At 64.6% G+C, this 22,574-nt stretch carries 22 protein-coding genes and 3 pseudogenes; 14 read left to right on the top strand and 11 right to left on the bottom strand.

Annotated elements, in window-relative coordinates; translation table 11 throughout:
* The first annotated feature begins 115 nt into the window (after positions 1-115).
* Positions 116-1,279 (top strand): alpha-hydroxy acid oxidase, encoded by a 1,164-nt coding sequence (locus ABFB10_RS16585; RefSeq protein ID WP_347167347.1) that lies wholly within the window; start codon positions 116-118, stop codon positions 1,277-1,279.
* Positions 1,280-1,529: 250 nt separating this feature from the next.
* Here the strand turns inward: ABFB10_RS16585 and mgrA are convergent, their stop codons facing one another.
* The 6 genes and pseudogenes from mgrA to ABFB10_RS16555 form a co-directional block, all read right to left on the bottom strand.
* Entirely contained in the window at positions 1,530-2,558 is a 1,029-nt protein-coding gene (mgrA, locus tag ABFB10_RS16580; protein ID WP_430523048.1) for an L-glyceraldehyde 3-phosphate reductase, read from the bottom strand.
* Between the two features lie 146 nt (positions 2,559-2,704).
* Entirely contained in the window at positions 2,705-3,625 is a 921-nt protein-coding gene (locus tag ABFB10_RS16575) for a LysR substrate-binding domain-containing protein (protein WP_347167345.1), read from the bottom strand.
* A gap of 428 nt (positions 3,626-4,053) precedes the next feature.
* On the bottom strand, positions 4,054-5,016 hold the full coding sequence (locus ABFB10_RS16570) for an alpha/beta hydrolase (RefSeq protein ID WP_347167344.1): 963 nt from the start codon (positions 5,014-5,016) through the stop codon (positions 4,054-4,056).
* A gap of 80 nt (positions 5,017-5,096) precedes the next feature.
* A complete protein-coding gene (locus ABFB10_RS16565; RefSeq protein WP_347168084.1) occupies positions 5,097-5,447 on the bottom strand; it encodes an alpha/beta hydrolase in 351 nt (116 codons plus the stop codon).
* Between the two features lie 256 nt (positions 5,448-5,703).
* Positions 5,704-5,877: pseudogene (locus tag ABFB10_RS16560) on the bottom strand (alpha/beta hydrolase); the annotation flags it as partial.
* Positions 5,831-6,031 carry an alpha/beta hydrolase family protein gene (locus ABFB10_RS16555; RefSeq protein WP_347167343.1) on the bottom strand — a complete coding sequence of 67 codons (201 nt, stop codon included), beginning with the start codon at positions 6,029-6,031 and terminating at the stop codon, positions 5,831-5,833. The gene ABFB10_RS16555 and the pseudogene ABFB10_RS16560, both read right to left, overlap by 47 nt.
* Positions 6,032-6,148: 117 nt before the next feature.
* On the opposite strand from ABFB10_RS16555, the gene ABFB10_RS16550 reads away from it, so the two are divergent.
* From ABFB10_RS16550 to ABFB10_RS16510, 9 genes and pseudogenes are all read left to right on the top strand, one after another.
* A complete protein-coding gene (locus ABFB10_RS16550; protein WP_347167342.1) occupies positions 6,149-7,054 on the top strand; it encodes a LysR family transcriptional regulator in 906 nt (301 codons plus the stop codon).
* A gap of 563 nt (positions 7,055-7,617) precedes the next feature.
* Positions 7,618-8,502: an ABC transporter substrate-binding protein gene (locus tag ABFB10_RS16545; RefSeq protein ID WP_347167341.1), complete on the top strand. Its 885-nt coding sequence runs from the start codon at positions 7,618-7,620 to the stop codon at positions 8,500-8,502.
* 22 nt (positions 8,503-8,524) lie between these two features.
* A complete protein-coding gene (locus ABFB10_RS16540) occupies positions 8,525-9,595 on the top strand; it encodes a FecCD family ABC transporter permease (RefSeq protein WP_347167340.1) in 1,071 nt (356 codons plus the stop codon).
* Positions 9,588-10,337 carry an ABC transporter ATP-binding protein gene (locus tag ABFB10_RS16535; protein WP_347167339.1) on the top strand — a complete coding sequence of 250 codons (750 nt, stop codon included), beginning with the start codon at positions 9,588-9,590 and terminating at the stop codon, positions 10,335-10,337. The genes ABFB10_RS16540 and ABFB10_RS16535 overlap by 8 nt, the downstream gene beginning before the upstream one ends.
* A gap of 182 nt (positions 10,338-10,519) precedes the next feature.
* Complete coding sequence (locus ABFB10_RS16530; RefSeq protein WP_347167338.1) at positions 10,520-11,734, top strand: hypothetical protein; 1,215 nt, start codon at positions 10,520-10,522, stop codon at positions 11,732-11,734.
* A gap of 629 nt (positions 11,735-12,363) precedes the next feature.
* Positions 12,364-13,011, top strand: coding sequence for a 50S ribosomal protein L25/general stress protein Ctc (locus tag ABFB10_RS16525; protein ID WP_347167337.1), 648 nt, complete (start codon positions 12,364-12,366; stop codon positions 13,009-13,011).
* Between the two features lie 120 nt (positions 13,012-13,131).
* Positions 13,132-13,810 (top strand): annotated as a pseudogene (gene pth, locus ABFB10_RS16520) (aminoacyl-tRNA hydrolase).
* A gap of 81 nt (positions 13,811-13,891) precedes the next feature.
* Positions 13,892-14,275: a DUF2237 family protein gene (locus ABFB10_RS16515; protein WP_347167336.1), complete on the top strand. Its 384-nt coding sequence runs from the start codon at positions 13,892-13,894 to the stop codon at positions 14,273-14,275.
* 94 nt (positions 14,276-14,369) lie between these two features.
* Positions 14,370-14,870, top strand: a complete 501-nt coding sequence (locus ABFB10_RS16510; protein ID WP_347167335.1) for a DUF4893 domain-containing protein — start codon at positions 14,370-14,372, stop codon at positions 14,868-14,870.
* 322 nt (positions 14,871-15,192) lie between these two features.
* Here ABFB10_RS16510 and trpB read toward each other — a convergent pair.
* The 5 genes and pseudogenes from trpB to ABFB10_RS16485 all read right to left on the bottom strand — a co-directional run bounded on the left by trpB (position 15,193) and on the right by ABFB10_RS16485 (position 19,365).
* Positions 15,193-16,436, bottom strand: a pseudogene (gene trpB, locus ABFB10_RS16505) (tryptophan synthase subunit beta).
* A gap of 125 nt (positions 16,437-16,561) precedes the next feature.
* The gene (locus tag ABFB10_RS16500; protein ID WP_347167334.1) at positions 16,562-16,792 is read right to left on the bottom strand and encodes an N-(5'-phosphoribosyl)anthranilate isomerase; all 231 of its coding nucleotides are present in this window, start codon (positions 16,790-16,792) and stop codon (positions 16,562-16,564) included.
* A 23-nt stretch (positions 16,793-16,815) separates the two neighbouring features.
* On the bottom strand, positions 16,816-18,144 hold the full coding sequence (locus ABFB10_RS16495) for an MATE family efflux transporter (protein ID WP_347167333.1): 1,329 nt from the start codon (positions 18,142-18,144) through the stop codon (positions 16,816-16,818).
* Positions 18,145-18,433: 289 nt separating this feature from the next.
* Positions 18,434-18,943 (bottom strand): PaaI family thioesterase, encoded by a 510-nt coding sequence (locus tag ABFB10_RS16490; protein ID WP_347167332.1) that lies wholly within the window; start codon positions 18,941-18,943, stop codon positions 18,434-18,436.
* The gene (locus tag ABFB10_RS16485; protein WP_347167331.1) at positions 18,943-19,365 is read right to left on the bottom strand and encodes a PaaI family thioesterase; all 423 of its coding nucleotides are present in this window, start codon (positions 19,363-19,365) and stop codon (positions 18,943-18,945) included. The genes ABFB10_RS16490 and ABFB10_RS16485 overlap by 1 nt, the downstream gene beginning before the upstream one ends.
* 111 nt (positions 19,366-19,476) lie before the next feature.
* Between ABFB10_RS16485 and ABFB10_RS16480 the strand changes: the two genes are divergently transcribed.
* From ABFB10_RS16480 to ABFB10_RS16465, 4 genes are all read left to right on the top strand, one after another.
* Positions 19,477-19,848 (top strand): MerR family transcriptional regulator, encoded by a 372-nt coding sequence (locus tag ABFB10_RS16480; protein WP_347167330.1) that lies wholly within the window; start codon positions 19,477-19,479, stop codon positions 19,846-19,848.
* A 226-nt stretch (positions 19,849-20,074) separates the two neighbouring features.
* Positions 20,075-20,476, top strand: coding sequence for a MerR family DNA-binding protein (locus tag ABFB10_RS16475; protein ID WP_206566183.1), 402 nt, complete (start codon positions 20,075-20,077; stop codon positions 20,474-20,476).
* A 40-nt stretch (positions 20,477-20,516) separates the two neighbouring features.
* A complete protein-coding gene (locus ABFB10_RS16470) occupies positions 20,517-22,298 on the top strand; it encodes an acyl-CoA dehydrogenase C-terminal domain-containing protein (protein ID WP_347167329.1) in 1,782 nt (593 codons plus the stop codon).
* 58 nt (positions 22,299-22,356) lie between these two features.
* Positions 22,357-22,569 carry a hypothetical protein gene (locus ABFB10_RS16465; protein WP_206566185.1) on the top strand — a complete coding sequence of 71 codons (213 nt, stop codon included), beginning with the start codon at positions 22,357-22,359 and terminating at the stop codon, positions 22,567-22,569.
* The last annotated feature ends 5 nt before the right edge of the window (positions 22,570-22,574 follow it).

Here is a 22,574-nt window from a genome sequence, read left to right as displayed (position 1 = left end):
GCAACAACTGCCGCAGACTAAACCCGGGGGCATGAACGGCGCCTTAATCGCGCATTGCGCCAGCCGCGCTAAATTGGTAATCGATCCTTACCAATTTGCACAAAGCGAGTCCGCCATGCCCGTCATTACCAATATCGACGACCTCAAGCGCATCCACCGCCGCCGCGTGCCCAAGATGTTCTACGACTATTGCGAAAGCGGATCGTGGTCGGAACAGACCTTCCGCGAGAACACCTCGGATTTCGACAAGATCTACCTGCGCCAGCGCGTCGCCATCGACATGGCCAACCGTTCGACCAAATCGCAGCTCATCGGGCAGGACGTGGCGATGCCCGTGGCCCTCGCCCCCGTCGGCCTGACCGGCATGCAGAGCGCGGACGGCGAGATCAAGGCCGCCCGCGCCGCCGAGAAGTTCGGCGTGCCCTATTGCCTCTCGACCATGTCGATCTGCTCGATAGAGGACGTGGCCGAGAACACGACGAAACCCTTCTGGATGCAGGTCTACACGCTGAAGGACGACGACTACATGACGCGGCTGTTTGACCGCGCCAAGGCGGCCAAATGCTCTGCCGCGGTGATCACCGTCGACCTGCAACTGCTGGGCCAGCGCCACAAGGACCTCAAGAACGGCCTCTCCGCCCCGCCGAAGTTCACCGCCAAGTCCATCGCCGACATGATGACCAAGGTGACCTGGGGCCTGGAGATGCTTCAGACCAAGCGGCGCTTCTTCGGCAATATCGTCGGCCACGCGCATGGCGTCACCGACCCCTCCTCGCTTGGCAACTGGACCAACGAGAGCTTCGACCAGTCGCTGAACTGGGACCGCATCCGCGAGTTCCGCAAGATGTGGGACGGCCCGCTGATCATCAAGGGCATCATCGACCCCCGCGACGCGCTGGAGGCCTGCAACGTGGGCGCCGACGCCATCGTCGTGTCCAACCACGGCGGCCGCCAGCTGGACGGCGCGCTGTCCTCGATCCGCGCGCTGGAGCCGATCATGGACGCGGTCGGCGACAAGATCGAGGTGCACCTCGATTCCGGCATTCGCTCGGGTCAGGACGTTCTGAAGGCCCTGGCGCTCGGCGCCAAGGGCTGCTGGATCGGCCGCGCCTATGTCTACGGCCTTGGCGCCATGGGAGAGGCGGGCGTCACCAAGGCGCTGGAGGTCATCCACAAGGAGCTGGACATGAGCATGGCGCTCTGCGGCCACCGCGACGTGCGCGGCGTGGACCGCGATATCCTCATGGTGCCCAAGGGGTTTTCGGGGGATTGGGAGTGATAGGGGGGCCTGACGCAGCCGGTTGAAGGAAAGTGTAGGGCGGGAAGCGGAAGTTCGCTGCATACTTAATAAACTCCCGGTGTGCGGACCTTTTCGGACTCCGCTGCGGTGTCGCACGCAGTTGCTAATCCAAGCCTTGTGGCCTCTCCATCGAGACCATCTCAGTCGCAGTGCCGCCGTGCACGGGCAGGACGGCACGGTTGCGAGCGGCATTTGGACCTAGGAAATTCCCTCGCCGTGTTCTCGCGCATTAGAGGTCGCTCGAGATCCGCCAGAAGTCGATATTGCCATCTTTGGCATGCAATTCGATTTCGGCCAATTCCTCCGTCTCGAACTCCATCTTTTCAAGCGCGCTGAGAGAATTGTCGAGCTGCTCAACCGTACGTGCGCCGATAAGGGCCGACGTAACTCGGGGATCCCGCAGAGCCCAAGCGATGGCCATCTGTGCCGTGGTCTGACCACGGCGTTCGGCGATCGTGTTGAGCGATCGAATGCGCCCAACAAGTTCATCTGTGATCAAACTCTTATCAAACCCGCCACGTCCGGCGCGGGCGCTCTCAGGCACGCCGTGAAGGTACTTGTTGCTGAGCAGGCCCTGAGCCAGCGGTGAAAAGGCGATGCAAGCAGTTCCCAAGTCCTCGAGCGTGTCGAGAAGCCCGTGCTCAATGCGCCGGTTGAACATCGAATAGTTCGGCTGATGTATGAAGAGCGGCACGCGCTCTTCGCGCAGCAGTGCGGCGGCCTTGCGCGTCAGTTCGGGCGAGTAGCTCGAAATGCCAATATAGAGGGCCTTGCCCTGCCGGTGCAGGTGCGCAAGGGCGCCCATGGTTTCCTCGAGGGGCGTCGTCGGGTCGACGCGGTGTGAGTAGAAGATGTCAACGTAATCGAGTCCCATCCGGTGCAGAGATTGGTCAAGGCTTGCAACCAGGTACTTCCGGCTGCCGCCTATTCCACCATAGGGTCCGTCCCACATCTGCCAGCCAGCCTTGGTCGAGATGATCATTTCGTCCCGGTGGCGGGAGAAATCTCTTGCGAGCACCTCACCGAAGAAACTTTCGGCGGACCCCGGCGGCGGGCCGTAATTGTTGGCAAGATCGAAGTGCGTGATGCCGCGGTCGAACGCGCGGCGCAAAATCGCGGTGGCCATGTCGAGATCGTCGGTGCCGCCGAAGTTCTGCCAAAGGCCAAGCGAAATCGCTGGAAGGTCGATCCCGCTCTTGCCTGCGCGACGATAGCTCATCGCGTTCCGGTATCGGTCCGATGCTGGCTGGTAGGTCATCTTGTCATCCTTGTCGTTGCGACGAACTTGCGCTGGGGACAAGATAGCCAAGTGCGTTTCTTGAGGCGACGGTCGAGGATAGCAATGCTTCATTGAAAATTTCTCAACAAAACTCTGACCCCAGTCGGAGTTTGGCGCGCGCGGTTTCAAGCGCTAAGAGCAGAAAGCCCCTGTTTCCTGCGGATGAGGTTGATGAGTTCGCGCAACCCCGATGGGGTCTGGCGACGACTTGGGTAGTAGATGGTGAATGGCGGCCCTTCAGAGGCCCATCCATCAAGAACGACACGCAGATGACCATCTTGCAGTTCGCGGCGCACCGCTGTCTCAAGGACATAGGCAAAGCCAAGTCCCTCGATCGCCATGGCGACGATCTGTGCCGTTCCATTCGCACGCACCGGTCCGCGAACCGCCAAACGTGTCATGGTGGGATCGTTGCCGAGTTCCCAGGAGTAGGAGTTCCCATCTCCAAGCTCGATCTCGATACATGGGAGCTTGAGCAGGTCTTCCGGCGTCGATGGCAACCCGACGGCGTCGATCAAAGCGTCGGAGCCCACAACGATCCATCGTGTCGGCTCACTGAGAGCGACGCCGACCATGTCGAGAGGCACGCGGTCGCCATAGCGTATTCCGGCATCAAAACCTCCAGCAACCACGTCGACCATCAGGTCATCGGCATGAATTTCGAGCTTAACGTCTGGAAAAGCCTTGGAATATTGGGCAAGAATCGGAGTAACAAGCAACCGTGCGGCATCCTGCAGAACGTTTATCCTCAGACGGCCCGCTGGATTGTCTCGCTGCCGCGCCAGCGACGTGAGAGCTTCGTCAATCGTGGTAAATCCTGTTGTCAACTGCTCGGCCAGACGCTCTCCTGCGACAGTCGCAGAAAGCGAACGACTGGTGCGGTTAAGCAGCCGTACGCCGACTTGATCCTCCAGTTTCCGCATGCGATGACTCAATGCCGAGACGCTGACCCCTAGCTCCAAGGCGGCGCGTTTCATGCTGCCATGCGTGAGAATGGTCACGAAGATATCAAGGTCGGCGAGAAGGGCCCGGTTTCGATTGCGCATGCATCATCCTTTCATGGCGCAAGCTGTCGCGCTCCAAGTCATATGCTCGGCCATCCGCGATCAGCTTCGGCGGCGCAGGTCTGCACAGCAGCGAATTTGGCCGGGGATTGGCAAAGAACGCCAATCTTAATCGGCGTCAACCTTCCGTTGCGCCAGAGCGAGATCGTTCCAACAGTTCTTCCATAAAGTCATGGGGCTCTGGAAACGAAATTTGGGCGGAAAGTCGACCTCCGCCGCACCAGGTTCAAATGACCGCAAAGGGCCGTTTGTGCCCCGCCTTGCTCACCTGGACGAGGGGCATGTCGCTCCGCCACATGACGGCTTCGAGCCCCAAGACAGTCAGAGCAACGGCGGACCAAAAGACCCTAGCCGAGACTTTCCGCATTCAGCGGCTCGATCCCGCAGCGCAGGACCGAGCCGTATTGTCGTCAGGCAGCTTCGGCAGCCGAGACGTCTTCTTCGCCGAGATGCTTCCTGAAGAACGGAACGATCTTCTCCAGCGCCAGGCCGACCGGCTCTTCCCGGTCGTAGAGGTCGTAGTGGGACCAATCCTCCAGTTCGACCAGTTGCCGGTCCTTCGAGGCCATTGCGCGACCGTAGATTTCCATGCCGTCCCGATAGGCCCCGAAGGCGCCGACCTTCTGGCCGAGGACCACCATCATCGGCTGGGTCATCAGGGTTTCGGCGAAGGCAAACGCATCCCACGACAGGGTTTTCTGCGCATGGCTGAAGACCATGCGTGTCGCGCCCCCGGTCGCCTGCCCGCGCGGTGTCTTGTAGTAGTCCGTCGCCTCATAGACGTCGCGCTCGGTCATCCCGTTCTCGCGTGCCGCCTCAAGGCTGGCAGGCAGCAGTTCGTTGACCTGCAGCTCTGCGCCGCGCGCCTCGGCGCTGCGCTGTGCGGCCATGGCGGTCAGCGTGCCGAGCGGATCGAAGCCGCTGAACCCCTCTCGGAAGAGGCGACCGAGGTTCACCGGCGTGATCCCGACCACCGCCTTGATCCGCTTCTCGGTCATGGCTGCATTCAGCGCGTAGCCGCCACCGCCGCAGACGCCGATGACCCCGATCCGGTCCGCGTCGACAAACGGCAGTGTCACCGCGTGGTCGATCACGTGGCTGACGTCCTCGACCCGCTGGCTGGGACTCTCGATCCAGCGGGGGCTGCCACCGGACGCGCCCTGATAGCTCGCGTCGAAGGCGATGACGACATAGCCCTGCGCGGCGAGCGCCTTGCCGTAGACGCTGCCCGAGGTCTGCTCCTTGCAGCTTCCGAAGGGGTGGATGCTGACGATCGTCGGGTAGCGCTTGTCCGCGTCGAAGGCCGGCGGCAGGTGAATGTCCGCCGCGATATGCCAGGCCATGTCGGGGTTCCGAAATGTCACGCTTTCCATGGTTTGAACTCCTTGGGTGTTGAATTGGCAGAGCCCGCCCCGCCCGCGATCCGGGCGGGGCATGCCTCGTCTGCGGCGGCTCAGGCGCCGAGCTTTTCCCGGAAGAAGGGCGCCAGCACGCTGACCGCCTCATCGACGAATTGCGCGCCGTCGTAGAGGTCCATGTGGTTGGCGCCCTCGACGGTGTGGAACGTCTTGTCGCCGCTTGCGGCCCGGGCATAGAGGTCGTCGCTCATCCATTTGCTGCCCGCCGCGCTGCCCGCCACGATCTGCAGGGGCTGGGTCAGGAAGGCCTCGGCGAAGTTGTAGGCGTCGTAGCTGATCAGCTGGGTCAGGCTGCGCGCCAGCCCGTAGCCCGGGGCGGTGGCGCATTGCGCACGCTGGGTGTGGTAGTATTCCCAGTGCCTGGCGCAGCTCTTCGTTGGGGGCATCCTCTTCCTTCAGCGGCGCCATCGGGATCTGCGCCAGATCACCGCCTGTGGCGAGCGCCTGCGCATCCGCAGTGCGCGCGGCGGCGCCAGCTTCGAGGAAGGGCAGCGCATCGGCATCGGCCACGTCATTGTCCCAGCCATTGCGGAACATCGCGCCGATGTTCACCGCGCTGACCGTGCCGACGGCCTTGATCCGGTGATCGTTGATCGCGGCGTTGGCGGTGTAACCGGCACCCGCGCAGATCCCCATGGCGCCGATCCGGTCGGTGTCGACGTAGTCCAGCGTGGTCAGATGGTCGATGACTGCGCTGACATCCTCGGTGCGGATGTAGGGGTTCTCGAGCTGGCGCAGGCTGCCGCCGGACTCGCCCTGGTAGGAGGCGTCATAGGCGATGGTCACGAAACCCTGCACTGGCCAGTTCCTCGGCATAGGTGCCGGCGGTCTGTTCCTTCACGCCGCCGCCGGGGTGCGAGACGACGATGGTCGGGTACTTGGTGCCTTCTTCGAAGCCCTCGGGCAGGTTGATGAGGGCCGACATCTCGACGTTCGGGTTGTTGGTGTTGGCGAAGGTGATCTTGGTCATGGTCGTCTCCTTGGGGGTGGGATCGAACCGATCCGTTGGTGATGGAGCCAATATGACGCTTGAGCCGCTCAGTGATTAGAAGGTAAATTCTTCATAGACCTATAAGTGAGGTGATAAATGCGGCGCGAGGATATCGCCGATCTGACGGCCTTCGTGACGGTCGCCGAAGAGGGCAGCTTCACCGGGGCCGCGACGCGCCTTGGCATCTCGCAATCGGCGCTGAGCCAGATCGTGCGGCGGCTCGAGGACCGCCTCGGGTTGCGCCTGCTGACACGCACGACACGCAGCGTTGCCCCCACGCCCGCAGGCGACAGGCTGGTCCGCCGCCTTGGTCCGCTGCTGCGCGAGATCGACAGCGATCTCGCCGAGCTGAGCGAGTTCCGCGACACGCCCACCGGCAATATCCGCATCACCTCGGTCGAACATGCGGCCAAGACCATCCTCATCCCGGCGCTGGCCGAGGTGCTCCCGGACTATCCCGACGTGAGTGTCGAGGTCATCGTCGACTACGGGCTCGTCGATGTGGTGGCCGACAGGTTCGACGCCGGGGTTCGGCTTGGCGAGCAGGTGGCCGGGGACATGATCTCGGTGCGCATCAGCCCGGACGTGCCTATGGCGATCGTCGGGGCTCCCGCCTATCTCGCGGAGCATCCCGTGCCGAATACCCCAGAGGACCTTGTCGAACACCGTGCGATCAACCTGCGCCTGCCGTCATCGGAGACAATCAACGCCTGGCGGCTGGCAAAGAATGGCGAGGCAAAGCGGGTCCGGGTCGAGGGTGCGCTTTGCTTCAACACCGTCGAATTGATCCGGGAAAGCGCCCTTCTCGGACAAGGTCTGGCCTATCTTCCACGGGATCAGGTCGAAGACGATCTGGCACGGGGGGCGCTGCATCAGGTGCTGGAGGACTGGACGCCCCCGCTGCCGGGGTATCACCTCTACTACCCGAACCGGCGGCACAGCTCACCGGCGTTCCGGCTTGTCGTGGACGCGTTGAAGGCCCGGCTGCGACGGCTCGGCTGAGTGGACATTCGTGGCACAGCGTCGCACCCGTTCTTGGCACGCAAGAGCACGCTGCACGACGCTACCGATGACCGATTTGGGGAAGCTGCGCCGCAGCGAGGCCCGATCTGGCGAACCGCCGCAAGGGGCCGTCTCCGCCGGGCGGGTCGCCTCACCTAGGCACGCAGAACGTCGCCCCGCCGCAGGTCCGGTTCGAGCGTTTACCGGACCCAAGTTCCCTTCCCTAGCGCTGCTGTGCAGCAACCCCGGGCCAGCCATTCATGCCTTGGGGGACTGCAATCGGCATGACGATCCATGCCGCGGATGAACCGCAAATTCTTTAAGTTGACAAAAATACTCAACTCCGACAATCAGCCGTGAAAAGCGACGCCTCCGAACGGTGAAAGGATCTTCAATGAAGTACGTGCTTGTTTACGCTGCGGCCCTGGCGGCCTGTACGTCGATGGCCATGGCCCAAGAGGTCAACTTTGAGGATCATCGAGGCAAGACGATAACATTCGACGCAACTCCGAAGCGGGTCGTGACGATCGTGCGGTCTGCGCCGATCATTTATCGCGCGGTGGATGGCACGTACCGACCATATCGCCGGCATGAACGCGGATCTGCATCAGCGCTATTTCGAAAGCGGCATCTACGCCGATCTTCTGCCGGAACTCGCAGACATCACCGCCAATGCCGCCCGCGAAGGCTTTGCCCCGAATGTCGAGGCGATCCCGGAAATGAACCCGGACGCCATCATTCAGTGGACCCATGATCCGGCGATCATCGAGCCCCTGGAAAGGGTCGGCTTGACCGTCGTTGGCTGGGGCTGCTGCACCAAGGAAGAGCGTCTTGACTACCTGCGCCTGACCGGGCTGATGACCGGTCAGACGGACCGCGCCGACGCGCTGATTGAGCTGCAGGAAGACTCGGACGCCGCGCTTGCGGCGCTGTGGACGGACGTCCCCGAAGACCAGTTCACTCCGATCCTGGTCGTCGACCAGTTGCAGGACCAAATCCGCGTCGTCGCAAACGGGTCCGACGATTTCACCCTGAGCGGCGCGCAGAACCGGGCCGCAGGGGGCGAGGAATGGTGGAAGACGATCGATGCCGAACAATTCCTGGTCTGGAACCCCGAAGTCATCCTGGTCCCGTCCTATGCCAATGGCCTGACACCGGCGGACTTCTACGACCACCCGCTGCTGGGCAGCGTCGAGGCGATCAAGAACCGCCGCGTCTACAAGGTGCCGCAATTCACCATGACCCCTGATGCGCCCGAGGTGTATCTGGCCGCATCCTGGACCGCGCGAGTGATCCATGGCGCGGAAACGGTCGCCGACTTCGGTGACCAGATGCAGACCGCCTATGAAACCGCCTATGGCCGGCAACTGACCGAAGAAGAGGTGGCGCTTGTGCTGGCCAAGTCCCAAAACGCCGACTCTGCCGGCTATTCCGAGCTGTTCGAGTGACCATCCCAGGGGCTGACGCGGGATGAGTGAAACTTCGCGCCAATCGGCCACTGCACCCCGCGACATGGGTGCATTGGCGCCCCGGCTGATCCTGCCCGGGCTGTGCATCTTGCTGGTGCTGACCGTGACCTATGCGGTCACGCTGGGGCGATACGAGATCGGCTTCGTCGATGTCTGGCTGATCCTGCTGGATAACCTCGTGCCCCTCGGCGACGCGTCCTGGACCGAGCTCGAAGAAAGCGTGGTCGAGTTGGTCCGCCTGCCGCGCATCCTAGCCGCGCTGCTGATCGGGGCAGGGCTGGCGGTTTCCGGCGCAGCGCTGCAGGGGTTGTTCCGCAACCCGCTGGTCGATCCGGGCATCATCGGCGTCACATCTGGCGCGGCCTTCGGTGGGACGCTGGCAATTCTGACGATCGGTGCCGGATATCCGATGCTGGCCATCGCTTTTGCCTTCGGCATTGGTAGCATGCTGGTGGTGCGTTTCCTCGCCAGCTACAAGGGCCGGACCTCGATCTTGACGCTGGTGCTGTCGGGCGTCATCGTCTCGGCCTTCTTCGAGGCCTCGATCTCGATCATCAAACTGATGGCCGACCCGCATCAGAAACTACCTGCGATCACCTATTGGCTGATGGGCAGCGTCGCCTCGACCAACTACCGCGATCTGGCACTGATCGCGCTGGCGATCCTGCCGGCATCCGTCGTGATCTACGCCCTGCGTTACCAGATCAACATCCTTTCGCTGGGCGAGGACAAGGCGCGCGCGCTTGGATCCCCCGTGATGCTGGTGCAATGGCTGGTCTTCGCCTGCACAGCCTTCATCTCGGCCGGCGTGGTGGCGACATCAGGCATCATCGGCTGGGTCGGGCTGGTCATTCCCCATGCCGCGCGGGCATTGGTGGGGGCGGAACACGGGCGACTGCTGCCGGCCTCGGCCCTGATGGGGGCGATCTACATGATCCTCGTTGATACCGTCGCCCGCACCCTGACCGAGGCCGAGATCCCGATCGGGATCATCACTGCTCTGATCGGCGTGCCGGTCTTCGCGCTGCTTCTGCGGCGGCTGCAACGAACCAGCGGGTGGGGCATTGATTGAGGCACAGGGCATCATTCTGGACCGAGGCCCGGCCCGGATCCTCGATGGCTACGACCTGCGCGTCGAGACTGGCAGCCTGCTGGCCATTCTCGGCGCCAACGGCGTCGGCAAGACGACGCTTCTGAATATACTCACCGGTCTGCTGCAGCCCAGATCGGGCCAACTCCGGGTCGAGGGCAGCATCGGTTACGTGCCACAGCTGTTCCAGGCGGCGTTTTCCTATTCTGTGATGGACATGGTGCTGATGGGCCGCGCGCGGCATCTGGGCCTTTTCGGGTCACCGGGGACAAGGGACTATGATATCGCCCGCAGTTTCCTGAAGCTGATGGGCATCGCCGATCTTGAGGAACGCGGGTTCAATACACTCAGCGGCGGTCAGCGCCAGATGGTGATGATCGCTCAGGCGCTGACCTCGGAATGTAGCATCCTGATCCTCGACGAGCCGTGTTCGGCGCTCGACTACAAGAACCAGGCCAAGGTGATAACCACGCTGCGGCGGCTGAACCGCGACTACGGGCAGACGATCATCTACACCACCCATGCGCCGCAACACGCGCTCGAGGCTGCAACCGACGTGCTGCTGATGAAAGATGCGCGGACCTATCGTCATGGTCCGGTCGCCGAGGTTCTGACGCCCGAAAACCTGAGCGATCTCTACGAGGTCGCCATCGACCGCGCCGATGTGGCCGCCAGCCCGCGGCACACCTTCGCGCCGCGCTTCGTCCTGGAGGATACCGGATGACCCAGAAAATCGCCTTCCTGACCTGGGGATCGAGTTGCCGGTGCGCAGCTTCCAGGATTTCCGCCATCTGCTGGACGACCTGATCCACGTGCGTGATCTGGCCAGTCACGACCTGTCGCGCTACGCCGCCGTGATCCTGCCCGACCGGATCGACGCGGAACATCTGACCGATCATGTGGCCAGTGCTGAACGACTATGTCAGGGGCGGCGGATTTTTGATCGTCTTCAGCGCCGAGACCTGTGCCGACTGGTTGGATGTCGTCGATGTCGAATGGCGCGACGTGCGGATCAAGGACTGGCTGTGGTGGCAGAAGCCCGGCGGGCGCCCCGAGATCCATCAACCTCGGCCCTTGCATCCAATCTGCGAGGCGATCCCGCTGCGCGACATGGCCTGGCATTGGCACGGGGTGCTGGCCCCGCATCCGACCGCGCAAAGCTTGTTGAGCCTCGACGATGACAGTGCCAGCCTGTTCCTTGATTTTCGCAATCTGGAGTGCGGCGGGCGGCTGATGATCTCGACGCTTGATCCGCATAATCACAACGGTCAGCGATTCATGCCCGCGACGACCCGCTTCCTTGAAGGCTTCTACCCTTGGCTCAACCGCGAGCTTGGGATCGACCGTTCTCAAGACGGGTTTACGCTGACCTATCTACAAAGCATCCGCCACAACACCGAATGGCAGCCCGAGCGACTGGAAGAGGTGCTGGCCGAGGCAGGCGGGAAGACGCGGTTCCTGCCGCTCTACGACCTGTCGCCAGAAGCGCTGGACGGAACCGATATCCTCTACATCCCCAGCCAGTGCGACGAGTTCTTCCTGCGCGACAAGGCCGATGTCCTGCTGGGCCATTTGGACCGCGGCGGCCACCTGCTGATCAACGCAGAACCGGCGATTTCTTGGCTGCCCTTCCTCGGCACCTTCACCGCCGTCTCGCCGCGACCCTTCACCAATATCAAGGTCCGTCTGCGGAACGATCCTTTCGGGATGTTTGCCAACATGGATGAGGATTTCGACGGCTGGTCCGGTGTCTTTGGTCAATATGCCCGCGGCTGGACCCCGATGCCGGAAGGTGCCACGTGGCTAACCGAGGTCGGCACGGTCGAGGATCCGAAGCCCGCCGACTGGCTGTGGCAATACCCCAGTGATTGCGGCAAGGGCGGCCATGTATTCATGCACAATGGCGACAACCTGTTGCGATATCCCGATCACGGCGATCACCGCGACTCGCTGGTCCGGGATATCTGCGCGGGGCTGATCCGCGCAGGTCGGGGGCAGATCTCCGCGTCACCTGACGCCCCAGAATCTCGTAAGGTTCAGTTTCCTGTGCATCGCACCGAAATGGATCCGGACGCCGTAGTCCCTAATCGATACGACGGTTCTCGTAGTCGCAACGCTTAGATTTGGCAGACCTATTTGCCCCCATTTACTCCTTAACGGCAGGACGCCCTATCAAGCCTACATCAACCTGCTGCTGCCCGATCTGGCAGCGGCGTAGCCGAGGCGGAAAACCACTTGGAAACGTCCGGACCCTGTTCAGACAAACCGAGCCACCTCTGTCGTTGCCCGTTTTCGCCGAGGCCGCAGCAGTGGAAATTGACTTGTAGGGTTTGCGCGGGGGCACTCCACTCGGGTTTTCTCCGATCTTGAAAACCATTTAACGGCGCATCACCGCCCCTCGCTCAGAGCGCAGCGAAGGTCGGCTGTTCACCATTTCCGGCGAGACTTCTCGCTCCTGCGGCACAGATCGAGCAATTGCAACGAACGGCAGGAACGTCCGCACCGCCAACCTTGGCCTGCCAGATCATGATGCACGATGCCACTGATGACCAATTTGGGGAAGCTGCGCTGCATCGAGGCCGGATCTGGCGAACGTCCGGTCTGGGCCGACACCAGGCGCAACCAGCGCCTGGCATGAACAGCAGGTCCGGGCCGCCCCCTTGCCATCCCCCCCAACCTCCCCTATAGGCACCGCTTCACGCGGGGTGACAGCCTTGGAGGCACCCCGCCCTAACCTATGGAGAATCAATATGGCTGGTGAGATCCCTGATCTTGTAGCCGAGGAACGTGCGGGGACGGGCAAGGGCGCCGCTCGCGCAGCACGCCGTAACGGCATGGTTCCCGGCATCGTCTTCGGTGGCGAAAAGGACCCCCTCGCAATCCAACTGCCCTTCAACGTCCTGCTGAAAAAGCTCAAGGACGGTCGCTTCAAGTCCACCCTGTGGAACCTGAAGGTCGAAGGCCACGAGGATGTGCGCGTGATCTGCCGCGACGTCCAGCGCGATGTCGTCAAGGACCTGCCGACGCACCTCGACCTCATGCGCCTGCGCCGCACCTCGAAGGTCGCGCTGTTCATCCCCGTCGAGTTCATCAACGAGGAAACCGCGCCCGGCATCAAGAAGGGCGGCGTTCTGACCGTCGTTCGCCCCGAGGTCGAGCTGGTCGTGACCGCCGGTGACATCCCCGAGAAGATCACCGTCGATCTGGGCAGCCTGAACATCGGCGACATCGTCCACATCAACGACGTCACCCTGCCCGAGGGCACGAAGGCGACGATCGACCGGAACTTCGTGATCGCCAATATCTCGGCGCCGTCGGGCCTTGCCGCCTCTGCCGACGACGAGGAAGAAGCGACCGAGACCGAGGTCATCAACCAGAAGGACGCGACGGCCGAGTAATCGCCGCCGCCCTTAGAGATCCCGAAGCCCCCGCCCGACCCGGCGGGGGCTTTTGCTTGTGCGGGTGACATTCGCCACGCAAGGCCCTAGACAGGCCGCGACATTACCACGGAGGCACGCGTGCAGATCCTTGTCGGACTGGGCAACCCCGGCGCGAAATACGCCGCCAACCGCCACAACATCGGTTTCATGGCGCTGGACCGCATCGCCTCCGACCACGGTTTCGGCCCGTGGAAGGCCAAGTTCCGAGGGCCAGATCGCCGAGGGGCGGCTGGGCGGCGACAAGGCGCTGCTGCTGAAGCCCGAGACCTTCATGAACCTCTCCGGCCAGTCGGTGGGCGAGGCCATGCGCTTCTACAAGCTGGAGCCGGGCGACGTGACCGTCTTCCACGACGAGCTTGACCTCGCCCCCGGCAAGGTGCGGCTGAAGACCGGCGGCGGGCATGCGGGGCACAACGGGCTGCGCTCGATCCACGCGCATATCGGCGAGACCTACCACCGCGTGCGCCTCGGCATCGGCCACCCGGGCCGCAAGGAACTGGTGGCGGCCTACGTGCTGCACGACTTCGCCAAGGCGGACGAGGGCTGGCTGGACGACCTGCTGCGCGGGCTTTCTGACGGGGCGCCGTATCTGGTCGAGGGCGACCGCTCGCGCTTTCAGAATGCCGTGGCGGCGCGGATGGCGCCATCGGAGCCCAAGCCGGCGAAGAAACCCGCCCCGGCTCCTCCGGCGCCGACCGAGCCCGAGGCGCCCGATACACGCAACCCGCTGCAACGGCTGGCGGACAAGTTTCGTTGATCGCCCTGTGCGCGGCGCCCTGCGACCCTAGGTGAGGGTCACAGGGCATACACGCGTATCACAGGGGAAAGGAGACGGACCATGCAGAAAGACCCCGCGATCAATGTGTTGGGCGACGCCCTTCAACCCTGCTCCGAGGCGCCGCTGACCGGCTTTTTCCGCGATGCCCATTGCAACACCTGCGCAGAGGATCAGGGCAGTCACACGGTCTGCGCCGTCATGACCGCCGAGTTCCTCGCCTATTCGAAATACGTCGGCAACGACCTGTCGACACCCCGGCCCGCGTTCGGCTTTGCCGGGCTGAAGCCGGGCGACCGCTGGTGCCTTTGTGCCGGGCGGTTCCTGCAGGCCCATGACGAGGGCTGCGCGCCGAAGGTGCAGCTGTCCGCCACGCATCGGCGCGCCACGGAGATCGTGCCGCTGCCCGTCCTGAAAGAACATGCCCTTCCGGTGGAGGAAACTTGATGCGCCGGGCACTGCTCCTCGCCGCCCCGGCTCTTACCGGCCCCGCGCTAGCGCAGGATATCGCCAGCCTGCGCCCGTACCGAACTCGGAACGGATGGCCGCGCTGGACGCCCATTTCGGCGCCGCGATGCGGGAAGCCCTTGCGGGTGGCGCCCCGGAAGATATCGCCGTGCTGACGCAGGCCATGGCAGGCGCGGCGGGCCCGGTGGCCGGTCTGGCCGGGGATTGGCGCTGCCGCACGCTGAAGCTGGGCGAGATCTCCGCGCTGGTGGTCTATGGCAACTTCGACTGCCGCATCACCGAGGCCGGGCCGGGCCGCTGGGAGATGCAGAAACGCACGGGCTCGCAGCGCACCGAGGGCGCCATCGTCTCGGGCCCGGGTGGCACATTGACCTATTACGGCGTGGGCTATGTCGCGGGCGGACCGGCGGTGGATTACGCCGGACTGCCGCCCGACGATCAGACGGCGATCGAGCCGGGCCAGACGGTGGCTCAGCCCGGGATCGTGGAGCAGGTCAGCCAGACGCACGCGCGCGTGCTCTTCCCCGACCCGATCCTCGAAAGCCGCTTTGACATCCTTTACCTGACGCGCTGAAGCAGGCCAGCCGGGCGCCGGAAGGCGCCGCCTTCGATGCGGCCCTGCCCCGTGCAGCGCGCCCCTGTCCCGTTTGGTGCGGCCTGGCGCATCCATACAGCGTGAAGCGAAACGCTCTAAACCGCCTGCGGCAGTGAGGAGTGCCCTGTGGCGCCTATCCCGCGTGTGGCGCCCCTTGACGCGCCCGCCACATGCGGCTCGACACGACGCGTCCCGAGTCGTGTGCGGCACGATCAAGCCTTGTGCAGCGCGCCCTGCCCTCGTGCGGCGCCCGAAGGCGCCCCGGGCCCACTTGGGGCGCGCCGGAACGCGCCCGGCCCGGTCAGTTGGCGTCGCGGCCCACGTCGCCGTCCATCGACACGCCAAGGTGGCGGGCGACGGTAAAGATGTCCTTGTCGCCCCGGCCACACATGTTCATGACGATGACGTGATCCTTGGGCAGGGTCGGCGCGATCTTCATGACGTGACCCAGCGCGTGGCAGGGTTCCAGCGCGGGAATGATGCCCTCGGTGGCGCAGCACAGCTGGAAGGCCTCCAGTGCCTCCTTGTCGGTGATCGAGACATATTGCGCGCGGCCCACATCGTGCAGCCAGGCGTGTTCCGGCCCGATGCCGGGATAATCCAGCCCCGCCGAGATCGAGAAGCCCTCGAGGATCTGGCCGTCCTCGTCCTGCAGCAGGTAGGTCCGGTTGCCGTGCAGCACGCCCGGGCGTCCCCCGTCAGCGAGGCGCAGTGCTCCATCTTGTCGTCGACGCCCTTGCCGCCCGCTTCGACGCCGATGATGTTCACCGTCTTGTCGTCGAGGAAGGGGAAGAACAGGCCCATGGCGTTCGAGCCGCCGCCGATGGCCGCGATGATGGTGTCGGGCAGACGGCCCTCGGCCTCCATCATCTGCTCCTTGGTTTCCTTGCCGATGATCGACTGGAAATCGCGGACCATGGCCGGATAGGGGTGCGGACCGGCGACGGTGCCGATGCAGTAGAAGGTGTCGCGCACATTGGTGACCCAGTCGCGCAGGGCGTCGTTCATCGCGTCCTTCAGCGTGCCACGACCGGAGGTCACGGGGATGACCTCGGCGCCCAGAAGCTTCATCCGGAAGACGTTGGGCTGCTGGCGCTCGACGTCATGCGCGCCCATGTAGACCACGCATTTCAGGCCGAACTTGGCGCAGACCGTGGCCGTGGCAACGCCGTGCTGCCCGGCGCCGGTTTCGGCGATGATGCGGGTCTTGCCCATGCGGCGGGCGAGGATGATCTGCCCCAGCACGTTGTTGATCTTGTGCGCGCCGGTGTGGTTCAGCTCGTCGCGCTTCATGTAGACCTTGGCGCCGCCGAGGTGATCGGTCAGGCGCTCGGCGAAATAGAGCGGGCTGGGGCGGTCGACGTAGTGCTTCCAGAGATAATGCATCTCTTCCCAGAAGCTGTCGTCGGTCTTGGCCTTCTCGTACTCGGCCTCGAGCGCGAGAATGAGCGGCATCAGGGTTTCCGAGACGAAGCGTCCGCCGTGGATGCCGAAGCGGCCCTTCTCATCCGGCCCGTTCATGAAGCTGTTGACCAGGTCGTCCATGGCGCGTCTCCCCTTGTTGGTGCAGGGGTCTGGATACGGCATTTCGGGCAGGTAAGGCCAGAGGCGATTTGGGGCGGTGGGAAGGCGCTTCGAAGCGCCTTTCGAAAGGGCCTTCGAAGGCCCTTTCACCGCAGGCGCCTGATCGGGTGGTCATTGCAGAAGATCACGAAATGCCGCCCGTTCTCCACCGCCTGGAACCCGCGCCGCGCGACCGCGCGGGCAAAGGCCTCGCGCCCCACCAGGCGTTCGACGTCGCGGATCTGCCGCTTGACCACGCCGCCCCGCAGCGCCTCGGCAGAACCGAAGACCTGCTGAAGCCACATCTCCGCCGTGAGGTAATCGGGAATCTGCGCCATGTCCGCATGGCACATGACTCTGGTTAAGATCTTGCCAACGACCGCTCCAGCGCCGGGTAGCGCAGGCCCAGCGTGGCGCCGCGCGCCACGAAGCTGACCAAGAGCGCCGCCCAGAGGCCGTGGTTGCCGTAGGCCGGCACCAGCAGCAGCGCCGCGGCCCCGTAGATCGCCACCGAAACCGCCATCATGTTGCGCATATCCGCCGTGCGGGTCGCGCCGATGAAGATGCCGTCGAGCATCCATGCCGCAACCCCCAGCACCGGAACCGCCACCATCCATGGCAGGAAATCGCGGGCCGCGGCGCGGACCTCCGGGTCCGCCGCCATCAGGTCGATGATCCGCGGACCGAAAACCGTGAAGGTCAGCGCCAGCCCGATGCTCAGCACGACGCCCCAGAACATGCTGACCAGGGCCGCACGCCGCAGGCGATGCAGGGCGCGCGCCCCGGCGGCCTGCCCGACCAGCGCCTCGGCGGAAAAGGCCAGCCCGTCCAGCGCGAAGGCCGTGATCTGCAGGAACTGCAGAATCACCTGATTGGCGGCCAGCGTCACGTCCGAGAAGCGCGCGCCGGTGAACATGAACGACAGGATCACCGTTTCGAGCAGCAGCGACCGGATCAGGATGTCCGAGTTGACCCGGGCCATGCCGATCAGGCGCTCGCGGTCGAAGACCCGCGGCCAGTCGCGCCACGCGGGGACCGCAAAGGCGTCGCGGCACAGCCAGAGCCCCAGCGCGAGACCGCTCCACTCGGCGATGAAGGTCGCGGCGGCCACACCGCCCACCCCCCAGCCAAGCCCGAGGACAAAGACGAGATCCAGAAGGATGTTGACCCCGTTCATCCAGATCTGGATGACCAGCACCGCGCGGGTGCGCTCGGCGGCGATGAGCCAGCCGAGGATGCCATAAAGCGCGATGGCCGCCGGCGCCGACCAGACCCGGATGGCCATGTAGTGACGGGCCAGGGCCTCGACCTCTTCCGAGGCCGGGGCGATGGAAAAGGCGGCCCGGAAGAGCAGCCCCTGCAGCAGAACGATCGCCAGCCCCCCGCTGAAGCCGATCATCAGGGCGCGGGTCAGCAGGGCCGCCGTCTCGGCCTTGTTGCCCTGCCCCAGCGCCTGCGCAACAAGCCCGGTGGTGCCCATCCTGAGAAAGCCGAAGACCCAGTAGAGCGCCGAGAGGACAACCGCGCCGATGCCCACCGCACCGATGGGCGCCGCCTCTCCCAGCTGCCCGACCACGCCGGTGTCGACGGCCCCCAGAAGCGGCACCGTGGCATTCGACAGCACGATGGGCAGGGCGATCTTCAGCACCCGGGAATGGGTGATCGGGGTCTCGGTGGTGGTCGCTGTCATGGGGTCAATTCCGGCAGATGGGCGCGGCGACCTGATACCGGACCGGCGCCGAGGTCAATGCCCGGAGCATGGAATTCCTGACGGCGGGGTGCCGGAGGGTCCGGTCGAATGGCGCGCCCTGTGGCCCGGGGCGATGGGGGCTCTGCCCCCCGGCCTGCGGCCACCCCCGAGGTATTTGTCAGACCGAAGAAGCGCAGGCGCCCGGGAACACGGGTCTGGCCGCTTGGGCGAGGCCGGCTCTGGGCGGGAGCGGGTTGCGGCTGCGCCTTGCCGGATGTTGCCGGGCGGGTCAGGCGCCCGAGCGCGGCATCAGGAAATGCGCGGTGGCCTGTGCCATGGGGCGGTCGCGGTTGTCCTGCCAGGCTTCGGCCTGCACCGAGGCGTAGCGGCGCCCCAGCCGCGTCACCCGGGCACGGCCATAAGCGTCGCGCGGCAGGCCCGAGCGCAGGTAGTCCACGGTGAAGTCGATGGTCTTGGGCAGGCGCGGCAGTTTGCCCCCGCTCAGCGCAGAAGGGTCCAGCGCGCCGGTTTCGATGTCGGACCAGAGCCATGTCCAGTTCAGGGTAATCATCGCCGTGATCTCGAGGAAGGCCGCCGTGACGCCGCCGTGGATCGCCGGAAGCTGCGGGTTGCCGATCAGCTTGTTGTCGAAGGGCAGCACCGCGGTCAGCTCGTCGCCCCTGCGGTCGAAGCTCACGCCGAGGTACTGGATGTAGGGCACCCCGCTGACCAGCGCCGAGAGCGCGGCATCGCGGCGCTGCTTGACCACCTGCACGGGTTCGGGCGTCGGGCGGGCCATCACGCGCCCTCGACCGTGAAGGCGCCGGTGGCGGTGGCCACCGGGTGCGCCGCGTCGTCGTCGCAGGCGGTGGCGCGCACGAAGGCCACGGAGCGGGTGATGTGGTAGCATTCGGCCCGTGCCACGATGGTCTGGCCCGGGGTCGCCGGGCGCATGTAGTCGATGCGCAGGTTGATCGTCGCGGTTCCGGCGGGCGATTTCGGGTGGCTCATGACCGCCGCCCCGCCACAGGTGTCCATCAGCGCCGAGACCGCGCCGCCGTGGATCACCCCGGTTTCCGGGTCGCCGACAAAGCGGGCGTCATAGGGCATCTGGATCTGCGCCAGCCCGTCGCCGATCTCTGTCACCGCCATGTTCAGGGCGCGGGTATGGGGAATCATCTCGATGAACTGGCGGGCGATGGCGGTCTTGTCGGCGGTCATGACGATCCTTTCGAGTCGGCTCGACTATGAAAGCCCCCCGCCCCCCGCGCAAGCGGTTGTCAGCCCCGGATCGCGGGGATACCCTGCCGTCCGGGAGGACGAGGAACAGCAATGACGGTTAGCCGCCTGAGTTTCAAGGATATGTGCGCGCGCTTCGAGGTGACGCCGCGGACGCTGCGGTACTACGAGTACATCGAGCTTCTGCAACCGGAACGCGAAGGACGGTCGCGGTTCTACGGCCCGCGCGAGGTGGCGCGGATGACCCTGATCCTGCGCGGGCGGCGCTTCGGCTTTCAGCTGGAGGACATCCGCCAGTGGCTGCTGATCTACGAGAAGGACGGCACCGAGGCGCAGATGCGCGCATGGGTCGGCATGGCCGACAGGCAGCTTGGCGAGTTGGCCGAGCAGAAGGCGCAGCTGGAAGAGGCCATGGCCGAGCTGCAGGCGCTGCGCGATGAAACCGCCGGATCCCTGCCGTCCTGATCGGCGAAAGCCTGCTGTTGCAGTGGCCGGGTTGACGTTGGATCCCTATATCTGTCAATGCGCTTTGAAACAAACTTTCGCCCGATATTGGTTTACGTTGCCTGATCCTACGTCAGGAGGAAAGTTACGTGACGTACAAGTTACGTCACCCCATTTTCCCATTGTAGGATGGCAGCGCAACCCTCAGATCGGGCGCTCAGCTACGGACCGGCACGAGGACTGCATAATGAGTGACGAGAAACTGATGACGATCCGCGAGATGTGCGACGCCTTCGAGGTGACGCCGCGCACGCTGCGGTTCTACGAGCAGAAGGAGCTGCTGTTCCCGATCCGCGAAGGGCAGAAACGCCTGTTCACGCGGCGCGACCGGGCCCGCCTGAAGCTGATCCTGCGCGGCAAGCGTTTCGGATTCAGCCTTGAGGAGATCCGGCAGTTGCTTGACCTCTACGATGTCGGCGACGAGCAGCAGACCCAGATTGCGGCGGCCTACGAGGTGGCTCAGCAGCGGCTGACCGACCTGAAGGCGCAGCGCACCGACCTCGACTCGGCCATCGCCGAGCTGGAGGAACAGATGACCTGGGGAGAGCGGATGCTGTCCTCGATGAAGAACCGGAAGGCCGCCGAATAGCACAGGCGCGGCGGCCTGTCTCAGGGAGAGAGGAGACGCCATGCCCATCTATACCGCCCCCACAGAGGACCAGCTTTTCGTTCTGGACGAGGTGCTGAGGATCGGCGCCAGCGAGGTTCCCGGCTACGGGGACCTGGACCGCGACACGCTGGACGCGATCCTCGGCGAAGCCGCCAAGCTGGCCGAGAACGTGCTGGCGCCGCTGAACCCCGTCGGGGACGAACAGGGCTGCACGCTGGAGAACGGCGTGGTGCGCACGCCCAAGGGCTTCAAGGCGGCCTTCGACCAGGTGCGCGAGGGCGGCTGGACGGCGCTGGACTGCGACCCCGAATACGGCGGACAGGGCCTGCCCTACGTGGTCGCCACGGCGGTGGGCGAGATGTTTTCCTCGGCCAACATGGCCTTCAACATGTACCAGGGCCTGACCCACGGCGCCTACAATGCCATCCACGCCCATGGCTCTGACGACCAGAAGGCGATGTACCTGCCCAAGATGGTCAGCTGCGAGTGGGGCGGCACCATGAACCTGACCGAACCGCATTGCGGCACCGACCTCGGGCTGATCCGCACCAAGGCGGTGCCGGCGGAAGACGGCAGCTACAAGATCACCGGCCAGAAGATCTGGATCTCGGCCGGCGAGCACGACATGGTCGACAATATCATCCACCTCGTGCTGGCCAAGCTGCCGGACGCCCCCGATGGCGTGAAGGGCATCAGCCTTTTCATCGTGCCCAAGTTCATGGTGAACGAGGATGGCTCTCTGGGTGACCGCAACGCGCTATCCTGCGGCGGGCTGGAAAAGAAGATGGGCATTCACGGCAATGCCACCTGCGTGATGAACTACGACGGCGCGACCGGCTTCCTTGTGGGAGAGCCGCACAAGGGCATGCGCGCCATGTTCACCATGATGAACGAGGCGCGTCTGGGTGTGGGGCTTCAGGGCTACGCGCAGGGCGCGGTGGCCTACCAGAACGCGCTGGCCTTCGCCAAGGACCGGGTGCAGGGCCGCGCGGTGACCGGGGCCGAGAACCCCGAGGGCGCCGCCGATCCGATCATCGTGCACCCCGACGTGCGCCGCAACCTGATGGACCAGAAGGCCTTTGTCGAAGGCGCGCGGGCCTTCACCCTCTGGGGCGCCTCGCTGATCGATCAGGCCCACCGGGCGCAGGATACCAAAGCCGAAGGGCTGATCTCTCTGCTGACGCCGGTGATCAAGGGCTTCCTGACCGACAAGGGCTTCGAGACCACGGTGCTGGCGCAGCAGACGCTGGGCGGCTCGGGCTTCACCCGCGAATGGGGGCTGGAGCAGTTCGTCCGCGATGCCCGGATCACCATGATCTACGAGGGCACCAACGGCGTGCAGGCACTGGACCTCGTGGGCCGCAAGCTGGCGCAGGACGGCGGCAAGCACGTCATGGGCTTCTTCGAGATGGTCAAGGGTTACGCCTCGGAGAACAAGGGCAAGGACGAAGCCTTCGACCGCGACTTCCTCGAGCCGCTCAAGGCCGCCTCCAAAGACCTTCAGGCGGCAGGGATGTTCTTCATGCAGAACGGCATGAAGAACCCGAACGAGGCGCTGGCGGGGTCCTACGACTTCATGCACCTCTTCGGCCACGTCTGCCTTGGCCTGATGTGGGCGCGCATGGGCCTGACGGCGCAGGAAAAGCTGGCCTCCGGCGAAGGCGACGCCGCTTTCTACCGGACCAAGCTGGCGACCGGGCGCTATTACATGGCGCGGCAGCTGCCGATGACCGCGACGCATCTGGCGCGCATCCAGTCCGGGGCCGAAACCGTGATGGCGCTTGAGGCCGAAGCGTTCTGAGGCGAAGGTGGCGGTGGGTCTTCGGACCCACCCTGCCCAATGCCAGAAGGAGTGCCCCATGCCCAAACGGTTTCGTCTGACGCGGCGTTTTCCTGTCGCCATGACCGAAGACGGCTACCGTGGTCTCAAACGGTTCGCGCATGACGCCGGGCTGGACGAGGGCGAGGCGCTCTCGTTTCTGTTCGAACATTTCGACAGCGTGACGGACGAGGACGCGCTGTCGCACAGGTTGCGCCTGTTCAACGCCGAACTGGAGGCGCGCAAGCGGTAGGGAGG

Origin of the sequence: Ponticoccus litoralis, assembly GCF_039769985.1 — a bacterium.
Lineage (GTDB): Bacteria > Pseudomonadota > Alphaproteobacteria > Rhodobacterales > Rhodobacteraceae > Ponticoccus > Ponticoccus litoralis.
Note: the sequence above shows the minus strand (reverse complement) of the source record. Positions and strands in the feature narration are given on the sequence as shown.